Raw genomic sequence first — 12,378 nt, 5'->3', positions numbered from 1 at the left:
TCGGTGGGATGGTCCGGTGGCGGTCCGCGAGGTCATGGGGCCGCGTCGCCACGGCTGACCTCGACGACGGCATCCCGTGTCCCTCGGCGGGCCGGGCGGCCCAGAACACGCATCGGCTCGCCGATGGACGGCAGGGCGGTAGGTCGCGACGCTGCCCGTCGTGGCCGTGTACCTGGTTGCCGCGCGCCGGAGCACCGACGCGTTCCTGCATTCCGGGCTCCGGTGAGCACAAACCCGCGCTGCCCAGGCCGCCTGACCGACCGGAGGCAGGGCCGTTCGTCACCCAGCGAACGGCCCCGACCTGTCGCTCGTGCACTCGGGTCAGCGTGGGCCGGGAGGCCGAGTGCTGGGGCGACGGCCGCGCTCCTGGACCGGGGGAGTCTGGTGATCCTCGGGGAAGGCGGGCTCCGGCAGGTTCGCCACCTCGTACTTGGCCAGCGCCAGGTGCCCCGACGTGCTCGGCACGGTGGGCGGCTCGGCCGCCCTGCCCCGGAAGCGGAACGCCGAGGTGAGATCGCCGAACGTGTCCCGCCGCCAGCCACTGATGTTCGAGGCCGCCACCCCGGTCACCCTCTCCAGGAACCGCAGGTTGGAGGTGTGGTCGAACGGCTCACTGCACACCCAGCCGCCGGCCGTCCACGGGGAGATGATGATGCAGGGAACGCGGAACCCGGCGCCGAGGGGACGTCCGCCGCCGTTGACGCCACCTGGGGAGGTCAGTGTCACGAACTCCTCGGGCGTGCCCGGCGGCGGCGTGGGCGGCGGGACGTGGTCGAACATGCCGCCGTTTTCGTCCCAGACCAGGATCAGCACGGTCTTGGCCCACACGTCGGGGTTGGCCGCGATCGCGTCGATCTTCGACGCGATGTACTGCGCACCGGCCGCCGGCATGGACTGGTTGGGGTGCTCGTTCTGGTCGGTGGGCGGGAACAGCCAGCTCACCGACGGCAACCGGTCGTTGATCGCGTCGTACTCGAACTGGCCGGTGGAGACGGTTCGGCTGTTCGTGTACAGCGGGGACGTGCTGGGCGCCTCCCGGAAGGCCTTGAACCAGCCCGTCTGGCTCCGCATGCCCCCTTCTTCCTGGTAGAAGCGCCAGCTCACCCCGGCGTCGGTGAGGTTCTCCGCGTACGTCCGCCAGCGGTTCTCGTTCATCGCGTTGATGAGAATGGGACCGCCGGCCTTGCCGTCGGGGTCCACCCCGCCGGTCTCCCACATGACTCGGTTCGGTGTGGTGGAGCCGAGGATCGAGCAGTGGTAGTGGTCGCAGATCGTGAACGCGTCAGCGAGGGCGCGGTGGAACGGGATGTCCTGTTCCTCGAAGTACCCCATGAGCCGCGGGATGTGCTCCTTGTTCCCCTGGAAGTACCGGTAGCTGGCCGGCAGCCACATGTCCATCTTGCCCTCGTTCCACGCCATGTGCGCGGGGTCCCAGGCGTAGTCGCCCGCCGTCGGCATCCCCTGCGCCGACGTGGTCCGACTGTCCAGGTGGAACGGAAGCACGTAGCCGTCGGCATTCTGGTCCGTTGGCTGGTAGAAGACGTTGCGGCCGGTCGGGAGCCGGATCGCGTCCGGGTCGGAGAATCCGGCGACACCCGACATCGTGCCGAAGTAATGGTCGAAGCTCCGGTTCTCCTGCATCAGGAGCACGACGTGCTCGACGTCGCGTAGGGACGGTCGCTTGCTCGTCGATGGAGTGGCCAGTGCCTTCTGGACACTGGATGGCAACAACGAGGCCGCCGCCGCGGCGCCTCCCGCGGTCGCGGTACCAAGGAGCCGGCGCCGAGTGAACGTCGAGTCCTGCTGCGAATCATCCGTCATCGGTATCGGTTCTCCCTGCCCGTTCCGAGAACGCGGCTGTCAGCGATCTCTCGGCGAGCAGCGTATGCCGCACTTCTGAACACGGCGTTACGCGACGACCTCATGGGACACAACGTTCGGGGCGCCGGCCCCCTTCGGTGTGCCGGGCGGCACCCCGACCACGGTCTCGTCGTCGGAGGCCACCAGCGGGGACCCGGAGTCACCGGCTCCGAGCCGACGGCCGTCGGAGGTGGCGTAACGCGGAGTCGCGGTAGACGGTGGTGTCGTTGCGGTCACCTGGTTGCGGGGTCGCCGGTGGCGATCACCAAGCGAGTATCGGCGTCGATCGCGATCTGCACGTTCGTGGAGTAGCGGTAGTTCTTTGACGGCGCCGCGAGCCGGTGGTCGCGGCTCGGCGCTAGTGTGCCGTCCACGATCGCGACCGAGTCGATCCGCCGTTTGCGCACTGGCGCCAGCGCCAACAGGGGCCGACCTTGTCGATCACCCGGCGCGCTGCGGAGTGGGACACCCCGAACAGCGGCCCGATCTGGCGCATCGTCAGGTTCGTCCGCCAGTACACCGCGACCAGCAGTACCGATCAGCCAGCGGCAACGCCCACTGCCGACCCGCACGCCCGTCCGCGATCTCCTCGCCACCCCGCTGGGCCGCCAGAGCAGGTCGACCATCGGGGGGTCGAGATCGATACTCAGACGTTGGGCTGGACATGCCCGAAGCTGCGCACACCCGAACAGGGCGACCGCTGGACCTGGCTCGTCCTCGCCGCCTACGCGCAACTCCGCCTCGCCAGAGACCAAACCACCGATCTGCGCCGCCGATCGGCTCTCCGGCCGATGCGCCAAACCCACCCGGCCTGGCCCCGGACGCCCCACCGGCCACCCCAGCCCACGACCAGCCCCACGCCACGACGTCCACGTCGTCACCAGCGTAAACCAACGAAAACCACGCAGCGGCAAGGCAACCAAGTCCAGCACCCCACGACCCCGCCGAACAGGTTGAAGCTCAAGCCAAGGTGAGGCTGCGCCCTCTACGTAACCAACCTGCTATCCGATGTGGTGATGAGGATGTCGGCCACCTCGGTGGCGCGGGTGATCGGTACGAAGTGGCTTCCGGCGATGGTGTGCACGGTAAAGGGGTTCGTGGGGGTGAGATGGTCGGCTTCGGCGATCATGCGGTCCTGCACCTCGATGGGGACAACCTCGTCCTGGCTGGTCCGGACGTAGGTGCGCGGCAGTCGCCCCCATGTCCCGGGGTCGACCTGGGCGTCGGCGAGGACGACCTGCAGCGGCTCGTCGGGCTGGGTGGCGTAGGCGAGTACTGCGGGCACGTGTGCGGGGTCGAGGTCGGCCACGAGTAGGGCGTGCTGGACGGCCAGCACGTCGGGGTCGGCAGTCATGGGGTTGGTCCGTGTCACGCCGGTACGGCGGGGATCACCGAGGAACGCCATTTGCCGCGCCCGCGCGAGCGGGCTGTCCGGTGTCGGAGCGGTGGGCGCGTAGCCGACCACAGTGGGTGAGTCCACACAGCAGTAGGCGCTGAGGTAGACCACGTGGGCCAGCAGGTCGGAGGCGGTGTTGGCTACCCGAGTGACGGTGCTGCCGCCCAGGCTGTGGCCCACCAGAACAACGGGGCCGTGCTGAGCGGCCCGGCGCACGAGACCGAGGGTGTGCTCGGCGTAGTCGTCGAGCGTAAGCCCGGCCACCGGTGAGCGTGCGCCGGTGAAAAGCTCGAGGTCCTGCGGGCTCCCGTAGCCCGCGGGGAACACCGTGTCGAACCCGTGGCCGGGCAACTCGACGGGCAAGGCACGATGCCCACGCAGCACGAGCTCTCTGACCACTGGGTTCCACAGAAACGAGGTGGCCCCAGAACCAGTAACTAGCACGAAGGTTGGTTCGCCGTTGGTCATGACAACAGATCTTGCCCTACCGTTTCGTCAAACCAACGCGACAAGCCGAGCGACGGGCGATGGCTTTCGCGATCGGCGCGGTGGTCCACCAGTGTTTCCCTGGCGGCCGCGTTCAGGGTGCCTGGGGGCCTTCGCGGCTTGTCCGTCGGTATGCGAGTGCACGGTTCATCTGACGCGTCTGGGTGAAACGCAGCATGTTGCCGGAAGGGTCGAGGAAGGCGCAGTCGCGGGCACCGTCGGGCTGGTTGATCGGTTCTTGCATCACTTCAGCGCCTGCGGCCTCGATGTGCTCGAAGGTGGTGTCGCAGTTGTCGGTCAGGAAGACGAGACGCTGGCCGAGCAGGCCGTTGGCCATCAGGTCCTCGATCATCTGCCGGTCGGCTGGCGAGACACGTGGATCCGTTCCCGGTGATTGGAGGAAGATCTGCATGTCCGGCTGCGACCGCGGGCCGACGCTCACTCGCCGTGTCGCCTCGGATTCGGCGTCGGCGTGTACCTCGAAGCCGAGCACGTCACGGTAGAAGCCGAGTGCCTCGTTCAGGTCGTGGACGGCCAGGGCCCACGACGAGAGCTTGAGGTTCATGCCGGTGGCACGGACCTGCCGGGAAGGCCGGGTCATCGCCGTTCCTTGTCGTCGGTGTGAAGCAGGACAATCGCCAGGCTGTCGAGGCGGCCCAGGTCGGTGTCGATGGTGATGTTGGTGATCTTCCCGCTGCCGATGGTGAATGTGAAGACGGCCTTCGGCCGGCCGCGGTGCAGCCAGACGGCCGCCGGAACGCCGTCGACCAACGCGAGCCGGGCGGCCTGCGCTCGGCCGGCGAAGAATGACGCCACCGCAGGGGCGCCGCGGACGTCCAGGGCCGCGGCGTTCGGGTCGAGCAGTTCGAGCAGGGCGGCGAAGTCCCCGCTTCGGGAGGCGGCGAGGAAGGCCTCGATGATGTCCCGCTTCGCCGATCGGGCTGCATCGGACGCCTCCGCCGCGCCCTGCACCCGGCGCCGGGCCCGGCTGGCCAACTGCCGGGCCGCGGCCGGGGAGCGGTCGATGACGGCGCCGATCTCGCCGAACGACACAGCGAAGATGTCGTGCAGGACGAACGCGAGCCGTTCAGCGGGAGTCAGGGTGTCCAGCACCACCATCAGTGCGACACCGACCGAATCGGCGAGCAGCGCCTCGTCCTCGGGGTCGGCCGAGCGGATGTCGGAGTGTGGCGCGGCCGGCTCTGGCGGCAGCGCCCCGGCCGATTCCTCACGTCGGGCCCGCCGTGCTTCGAGCATGTTCAGGCAGACCCGGGCCGTGATCGTGGTCAGCCACCCGGCCAGATTCTCCACTTGGCCGGTGCCGGCGCGGCTGACCCGCAGCCACGCCTCCTGCACCGCGTCCTCGGCCTCACCGGGTGAGCCGAGCATCCGGTAGGCCACCGCGTGCAAGCGACTCTGGTGCTCGGCGAACCGCTCGCTCAGCCAATCCTGCTCGACCATCTGTCACATTCCTTTGTCTCGGCCTGTCATACCGATTGACCGGCGAACCCGCGCCGATGTGACATCCGGCGGTTCACCTGCTGGTTCAGGCACCGTACACACCTCGAACAGAAGGAGATGCAACATGACAGCGCACGTGATCCCGACCCTGCTCGGCGTCCGGAACATGGAGGACGCCAAGCGGTTCTACACCGACGGCCTCGGCTGGAAGATCAAGAACGACTACGGCATCTCGGTGTTCTTCGAGTCCGACGGCGCCTCGCCTGTCGGCCTCTACGGCCGCGAAGGCCTGGCAGACCTGGTGGGCACGAACCCGGACGGCAACGGCTTCAGCGGACTGGTCCTCACCTACGAGCTCGGTAGTGAGGCGCGAGTGGACGAGATGATGGCGCAGGCCGAGAAGGCCGGCGCCACCATCCTCAAGCCCGCCGACGCCTTGCCGTGGGGCGGTTACGGCGGCACCTTCGCCGACCTGGACGGATACATCTGGCGCGTCGGCTACACCGCTCAGGGCAACGATCAGCCCTCCGCGAAGTAGCCACCGAGGACAGCCAGCAAGGAGGGCCGTGAAGCTTCGCGCCCTCGTCGAGCCGCCCGAGCCCATGCGGGGCTGGAAGTCCGCCCGAGGTGGTGGAGGCGTTCGGCGGGGCGCGCGGCCGTCGCCTGTTCGGCCTCAGCGACGCCGACCGGCGGCCGCAGGTGTCGCGATCGGCGAAGAGGCCGACGTGGAGCTGGAGCTCGACACCGAGCCGCGCGTCGCCGTCGAGCCCGTGTAGAGCGAGAAGAAGCCCGAGACCTCGCGCCGGCCAACTGGCCCCGCCGGCTGGCGCGAGGTCTCGTGCAGGCTCCCACCCCGACGGCGGCCCGAACACCACATCCAACGAAATGACAATCCGCTTACCAGCGGTCGAACCCGATGGACGTCACCGTAACCGCGCCAAGGGAACGCCGACGCCGCCCACATGCCCCGCGGCCAAGCCCGCACGACAGACCAATCCGGATGTGATCATGCCCTACCGCAAACTACGCGAGGACAGTAACATCCAGAGTGGAAACAAGGACCCAACTCGGTCCACGGAACGATCCGCGCACGGGTCGACACACCCTGGCCGATGTCCGCGAGCCGCGGCCCGGTCGAACCCCACGAGGCAGCGCTGGTCCGCGGGCTCGATCGCCCGCGACCACACCTTCCGGCCCACCCGGCCCGCTGTCATCGGCGACGACCATACCCAGCGGCCCTCTTGCGGTACAGGACCCCCTCACCTGCTCAGTGGGCGAACGTGATGGTCACCGTAAGGCCGCCACCCGGGTTGGGGCGCGCGGTGATCGTGGCGCCGTGCGCGGTGACGACGGCGTCCACGATGGACAGTCCGAGGCCGATTCCGCCGTCGTTGCCCGTGCGGTCGGCGGCGGCCCGCTGAAAGGGACGGAAGATTCTTTCGACGTCCTGCTCCCGTACGACCGGCCCGGTGTTGCTCACCGTGAGCACGCTGTGCCCTTCCGAGGTGCCCGTCGCGACCTCCACGTGGCCACCGGAGACGTTGTACCGCAGTGCGTTGTCGACGAGGTTGGCGATCACGCGTTCGAGCAGCCGCGGGTCACCGGTGACGGACGTGGGGCCGAGTGCCGAGCTCAGCCGCAGACCCCGCCGCGCGGCGTCCGCACGCTGCGCGAGCAGGACCTCGTCCGCCACCGTGGCGAGATCGAGCGGCTCACGCCGGTCCAGGCCACCCTCGCCGCGGGCGAGGGTGAGCATCGCCTCGATCAGCCGCTCCTGCTGCCTGCCCGCGAGGATGATCCGCTCGTGCGCCTCTCGCAGCGACTCCACGGTGGCGCCGGGATCGGACAGGGCGACCTGCCCCAGGGTCCGTTGCCGGGCCAGCGGCGTGCGCAGCTCGTGGGAGGCGTTGGCGACGAACTGGCGCTGTGACCGGAAGGATCGCTCCAGGCGTTCCAGCAGTCCGTCGAACGTGTCACCGAGCTGTTTCAGCTCGTCGTCGGGACCGCTCAGCGCGAGCCGCTGGTGCAGGTTGGTGGCCGAGATGTCCCGCGCGGTGCTGGTGACCGTCCGCAGCGGACGCAACAGCCGCCCGGCAACCAGCCAGCCGAGCACGACGGAGACCACCGTCATGAGTGCCAGCGCGATCCCGCCCTGAAGCAGGAAGTCGCGCTGGTCGGCATCGCGCTGATCACGGAGCGCATCTTCGAGGTGGGCCTTCTCCGCCGGCGGAGAAGCCGGGGCGACCGGCAGCGCGTCGGCCCCTTCGGGCCCCGGCATGTAGACGGAACCACCGGTGTGGAACAGCAGCAGGTAGGTCACCGCGAGCAACGCGGTACCCGAGACCAGGAACAACACGCCGTAGAGCAGGGAAAGGCGCAGCCGGACGCTGCGTCGGGGCGACGGGAACACACGCATCCGCATCCTCAGATCCGGTAGCCGGACCTGGCCACCGTCTCGATCACCGGCGGTTCCCCGAGCTTGGCCCTGAGCCTGCTGATGGTGATCTTGACGGCGCTCGTGAACGGGTCGGTCGCCTCGTCCCAGACGCGTTCGAGCATCTCCTCCGCCGAGACGGTGCGGCCCTGCGAGGCCAGCAGCAGCTCCAGAACGCCGAACTCCTTCGGCGCGAGGTCGAGCTGCCTGTCACCCCTGCGGGCACGGCGTTGCGCGGTATCGACCTCGAGGTCCCCTTGCCGCAGAACCGGTGGGATGGCCGGCTGGGCTCGCCGGGCGAGCGCGCAGATCCGGGCGACGAGCACGGGGAACTCGAACGGCTTCGGCAGGTAGTCGTCGGCACCGAGGCCAAGTCCGTCCACGAGGTCCGCGCTGGTGGCGGCCGCGGTGAGCATCAGTACCCGGGCACGCGGCCGGGCGGCGACCAGCTCGGCGCACACGTCATCGCCATGCATGCCGGGCAGGTCCCGGTCGAGCACGATCACGTCGTAGTCGTTGCCCAGCGCGCGCTCGAGCCCGGCCGCGCCGTTGAGTACCACGTCGACCGCCATGCGCGCGCGCCGCAACCCGGTCGCGACCGCGTGCGCCATCTCCCTGTCGTCCTCGATCAGGAGCACTCGCATCGATCACTCCTCTCCGGTCACCAGCATGCCTCATCCCCGGGTTTCGGCGGGGTTTCGTACGTGGGACCAGGAAACCATCCCGAAACCACCGAATGCGTAGACCTGGTCCCGATCCGTTCGGTACCGAGTTGAAGGAGTGAGATCGATGAAACGCATTCTCGCCGGACTGTGCCTGCTGGCGGCCGTGGCGACGGGGGGCTGCGCCAGTACCGGAGACGGTGCCGACGACGTGGCGAGCGCGGACGGAACGTCCACTGAGACCACTGCGCGGAGCGAGCAGCACACCGCGAACATGAGCGAAGAGGAGAAGGCTCTCGCGTTCGCGAAGTGCATGCGTAACAACGGCGTGCCCGACTTCGAGGATCCCGGTCCCGGCGGGGGGATGAAGATCGAGGGCGAGCGAAGCAGGGACGACGCCGGGAAGGCCGAGGCGATGAAGAAGGCGACGGAGAAATGCCGCGAGTACTCTCCGGCCGGGTCGGGTGGTTCCGGCCCGAGTGAAAAGGAGATCGAGCAGCTGCGCAAGTTCGCCAAGTGCATGCGCGAGAACGGCCTGCCGGACTTCCCGGACCCCAGGGCGGATGGTCAGATCGGGATGAAGACCAACAGCGGCATTGATCCCGCCTCCGAGGAGTTCAAGGCAGCCGAGCAGAAGTGTGTGCAGTTCCAGACCCGGCCCGGCGGTGGCCGGTGAGCCCTGCGGACGACCAGGACGACAGGCCCCGCCACGGCCGCGCCAAGCGGGTGGCGCTGATGACCGGCGTGCTGCTCGTCGTGGGTGCCGGTGCGGCGACCGCGGTCCGGTTCGGCGGCGATTCGGACGCCGCGCAGCCCGCGAGTGACCTGCCGCCCGCCACCGCAGAGGTGACCAAGCAGACCCTCGTCGACCAAGAGGTGAAGGACGGCACGCTCGGCTACGGCTCGGAGCTTTCCCTGTCTCCCAAGCCGAGCGGCACCACCACCTGGCTTCCAGGGGTGGGCACCGTCGTCCGGCGCGGCGACGTGCTCTACCGGGTGGACGAGCTTCCGGTAGTGCTCATGTACGGAAAGGTGCCCGCGTACCGCGACCTGTCGAGCGGTGCCGAAGGGTCGGACGTCGCCCAGCTGGAGGAGAATCTGGCGGCGCTGGGCTACACCGGCTTCACCGTGGATGACACGTTCACCGACGCCACGGCGACGGCGGTGGAGAGCTGGCAGGAGGACAACGGCCTGACGGAGACCGGAACCGTGGAACTTGGCCGCGTGGCGTTCGCGACGGGCGAGATCCGGGTGTCCGCACTCAACGCGACCATCGGCGACGCGGCCCAGCCGGGACAAGCTTTGCTGACCTACACCGGCACCACCCGCCTCATCACGGTCACCCTCGACGTCGACGAGCAGCGGCTCGCGAAGGAGGGTACGAAGGTGCCCGTGACCCTGCCCGACGGCAAGGAGGTGGAGGGCACGGTGTCCGAGGTGCTCACGGTGTTCGAGCCGGCGCAGAGCGAGGACGAGGAGTCCAGCACGACGATCGAGGTCACGGTCTCGGTGGCCGACCAGAAAACGGTCAGCCGTTTCGACCAGGCTTCGGTGTCGGTCGGTTTCACCGCCGCCGAGCGCGAGAACGTGCTGACCGTTCCCGTGTCTGCACTGCTCGCACTGGCCGAGGGCGGCTACGGAGTCGAGGTGGTCCGTGGTTCCTCAACCCGCATCGTGGCGGTCGAGGTCGGGCTGTTCTCCGGCGGCCGGGTCGAGGTGTCCGGGGACACTATCTCCGCCGGTACGAAGGTGGGTGTCCCGTCATGACCGGCGTCGTCGAGCTTCACGAGGTGTCGAAGTCCTACCCCGGCGGGGTGGCCGCGCTGCGCGAGGTCGACCTCACCATCGGGTACGGGGAGCTGGTGGCCATCGTCGGGCCGTCCGGCTCGGGCAAGTCCACCATGCTGAACATGATCGGCACGCTGGACCGGCCGGGCACCGGGACGGTACGGGTCGATGGGTGTGCGGTGGCCGAGTTGCCGGACCGGGAGCTGTCGGCGCTACGCGCCTCCCGCATCGGGTTCGTGTTCCAGCAGTTCCACCTCGCGGTGGGCACCGCCGTGGTGGACAACGTGGCGGACGGGCTGCTCTACGCCGGCGTCCCGCTGCGAGAACGGCGGCGCCGGGCCGCGGCGACGCTGGAGCGGGTGGGACTGAGCCATCGGCTCGATCACCGGCCGCATCAGCTCTCCGGTGGTGAACGTCAGCGGGTGGCGATCGCTCGCGCGGTGGTCGGCGAGCCCGCACTGTTGCTCGCCGACGAGCCGACCGGAAACCTGGATACCGTGTCGGGGGCAGGCGTGCTGGAGCTGTTGCGGGAACTGCATGCCGGGGGCACCACGGTGCTCGTGATCACGCACGACGCGCAGCTCGCGGCGAGCCTGCCCCGGCAGGTACGGATGCGCGACGGGCAGAAGGTCGGCGACTCCGCTTTCGCCGCTGCCCGGGAGGTACGGTGATGACGGACACCACGGCAGCGGAGCGCCCGCGACCGGTGCCAGCGAGGCTGAGCCCCCGCGACGTCGTCCGCGTCGGCGGAGCCGGCCTGCGCACCAGGCCACTGCGCGCGGTCCTGTCCGCGCTCGGGATCGCGATCGGCATCGCGGCGATGGTCTCCGTGGTCGGCATCTCGTCCTCCTCCCGGGCCGGGCTGGATCGGACACTCGCCGCACTGGGCACCAACCTGCTGACCGTGACGCCCGGCGACACGATTTTCGGGGAGGAGGCGAAGCTGCCGCCGGAGTCGGTGGCGATGGTCGGCCGGATCGGACCCGTCACGCAAACCGCGGCCGTGGGCTCGGTCGGCGACGCCCAGGTGTATCGCAATGACCGGATTCCCGAGGCGGAAAGCGGCGGCATCGGGGTCAACGCGGCGACCACCAGCCTGCTGGATCTGGTGGGTGCCAAGCTCGACAACGGCACATGGCTCAACGCCGCGACGGAGCGTTACCCCGCTGTCGTGCTCGGCGCGAGCGCGGCTGAACGGCTCGGCATCGGTGCCGCCGGTACGGACGTCCAGATCGTCGTCGGCGGCGTCTGGTTCACCGTGATCGGCATCCTGGAGCCGGTGACACTGGTGCCCGAGCTGGACAGTGCGGCGCTCGTCGGCTGGCCGGCGGCCGAGGCCGAGCTGGGATTCGACGGGCATCCGACCACAGTGCACACCCGAACCGCCGACACCGCCGTCGAATCGGTCCGGGATGTGCTCGCCCAGACCGCGAATCCCGAGGCTCCCAACGAAGTATCGGTGTCACGTCCTTCCGACGCGCTGGCGGCGCGGCAGGCCACGAACGCCACGTTCACCGCGCTACTGCTCGGGCTGGGCGCCGTGGCGCTCCTGGTCGGCGGTGTCGGTGTGGCGAACACGATGGTGATCTCGGTGCTGGAGCGCCGGGCGGAGATCGGCCTGCGCCGTTCACTCGGCGCAACCAAGGGCCAGATCCGCAGCCAGTTCCTCGCCGAGTCACTGTTGTTGTCCGCACTGGGCGGCGTCGGTGGGCTGGTGCTCGGACTCGTCGTCACCGGTGGCTATGCGGCAACCCAGTCGTGGCCGATCGTGGTGCCGGTCTGGGCCATGTTCGGAGGGGTCGCGGCCACACTGGTGATCGGCGGTATCGCCGGTCTCTACCCGGCCGTCCGCGCGTCACGCCTCGCGCCCACCGAAGCACTCGCCGCTCCCTGAGCTTCTCATGAAATTCCGGATGCGGTCGATTGTTTGGGTGGTAGCGCGGAGTCGTGTGCGTGGTTGGCGCCCACATCAACGTGGGGCCATTCTGTTGGCTTGCGGATTTCATCTCGGTATGCCACGGCTTTGGTGCGTTGTGAGGAGGTGTTGGAGACTCATGCGATCTCGACGTGGCAGAACAGCTACCTCGATTGTCGTGTCAGCGTTGTTCTTGGTGGGCGGTACCTCGGCGGTCGCCGCGGCCGAGCAGGTGCGCGGTTCGTTCCGACGGCGCGCCGGTCCAGCAGCGGGACCGGGAGGTTCCGGGGCCCCGGGGCTGCCCACGTCCAGCGAACGCGACGCCCTGAAACGCCGCCACACCGACTGGCTCTCCGCCCACCCTCTCGGCCTCTGA

11 protein-coding genes and 1 pseudogene are annotated in these 12,378 nt (G+C 69.1%); 5 read left to right on the top strand and 7 right to left on the bottom strand.

The window, feature by feature from the left end:
• Window positions 1-321 precede the first annotated feature (321 nt).
• From JT362_RS04050 to JT362_RS04030, 5 genes and pseudogenes are all read right to left on the bottom strand, one after another.
• Complete coding sequence (locus JT362_RS04050) at window positions 322-1,821, bottom strand: alkaline phosphatase family protein (protein WP_260189637.1); 1,500 nt, start codon at window positions 1,819-1,821, stop codon at window positions 322-324.
• Between the two features lie 232 nt (window positions 1,822-2,053).
• Window positions 2,054-2,472 (bottom strand): annotated as a pseudogene (locus JT362_RS04045) (helix-turn-helix domain-containing protein); the annotation flags it as partial.
• Between the two features lie 373 nt (window positions 2,473-2,845).
• A complete protein-coding gene (locus tag JT362_RS04040) occupies window positions 2,846-3,724 on the bottom strand; it encodes an alpha/beta fold hydrolase (protein ID WP_260189636.1) in 879 nt (292 codons plus the stop codon).
• Between the two features lie 112 nt (window positions 3,725-3,836).
• Window positions 3,837-4,343, bottom strand: a complete 507-nt coding sequence (locus JT362_RS04035) for a VOC family protein (protein ID WP_260189635.1) — start codon at window positions 4,341-4,343, stop codon at window positions 3,837-3,839.
• The gene (locus JT362_RS04030; RefSeq protein ID WP_260189634.1) at window positions 4,340-5,203 is read right to left on the bottom strand and encodes a sigma-70 family RNA polymerase sigma factor; all 864 of its coding nucleotides are present in this window, start codon (window positions 5,201-5,203) and stop codon (window positions 4,340-4,342) included. Before JT362_RS04030 ends, JT362_RS04035 begins: the two co-directional genes overlap by 4 nt.
• A 124-nt stretch (window positions 5,204-5,327) precedes the next feature.
• Between JT362_RS04030 and JT362_RS04025 the strand changes: the two genes are divergently transcribed.
• Window positions 5,328-5,741 (top strand): VOC family protein, encoded by a 414-nt coding sequence (locus tag JT362_RS04025; protein WP_260189633.1) that lies wholly within the window; start codon window positions 5,328-5,330, stop codon window positions 5,739-5,741.
• A 729-nt stretch (window positions 5,742-6,470) separates the two neighbouring features.
• Here JT362_RS04025 and JT362_RS04020 read toward each other — a convergent pair.
• Together JT362_RS04020 and JT362_RS04015 are read right to left on the bottom strand one after the other, a co-directional pair.
• Entirely contained in the window at window positions 6,471-7,619 is a 1,149-nt protein-coding gene (locus JT362_RS04020) for a sensor histidine kinase (RefSeq protein WP_260189632.1), read from the bottom strand.
• A gap of 8 nt (window positions 7,620-7,627) precedes the next feature.
• Window positions 7,628-8,281, bottom strand: a complete 654-nt coding sequence (locus JT362_RS04015; protein ID WP_260189631.1) for a response regulator transcription factor — start codon at window positions 8,279-8,281, stop codon at window positions 7,628-7,630.
• 145 nt (window positions 8,282-8,426) lie between these two features.
• Here JT362_RS04015 and JT362_RS04010 point away from each other — a divergent pair, with 145 nt between their 5' ends.
• Genes JT362_RS04010 through JT362_RS03995 form a run of 4 tightly spaced genes read left to right on the top strand, consistent with a single transcriptional unit; the run spans window position 8,427 to window position 11,981 of the window.
• The gene (locus JT362_RS04010; protein ID WP_260189630.1) at window positions 8,427-8,975 is read left to right on the top strand and encodes a hypothetical protein; all 549 of its coding nucleotides are present in this window, start codon (window positions 8,427-8,429) and stop codon (window positions 8,973-8,975) included.
• Window positions 8,972-10,066, top strand: coding sequence for an efflux RND transporter periplasmic adaptor subunit (locus JT362_RS04005; protein ID WP_260189629.1), 1,095 nt, complete (start codon window positions 8,972-8,974; stop codon window positions 10,064-10,066). Before JT362_RS04010 ends, JT362_RS04005 begins: the two co-directional genes overlap by 4 nt.
• Complete coding sequence (locus JT362_RS04000) at window positions 10,063-10,758, top strand: ABC transporter ATP-binding protein (protein ID WP_260189628.1); 696 nt, start codon at window positions 10,063-10,065, stop codon at window positions 10,756-10,758. The genes JT362_RS04005 and JT362_RS04000 overlap by 4 nt, the downstream gene beginning before the upstream one ends.
• Window positions 10,758-11,981 (top strand): ABC transporter permease, encoded by a 1,224-nt coding sequence (locus JT362_RS03995; RefSeq protein ID WP_260189627.1) that lies wholly within the window; start codon window positions 10,758-10,760, stop codon window positions 11,979-11,981. Before JT362_RS04000 ends, JT362_RS03995 begins: the two co-directional genes overlap by 1 nt.
• Window positions 11,982-12,378: the final 397 nt, after the last annotated feature.

The organism is Actinophytocola gossypii, assembly GCF_025165815.1.
Lineage (GTDB): Bacteria > Actinomycetota > Actinomycetes > Mycobacteriales > Pseudonocardiaceae > Actinophytocola > Actinophytocola gossypii.
The sequence above is the reverse complement of the archived record's forward strand: the minus strand, read 5'-3'. Positions and strand labels throughout refer to the sequence as shown.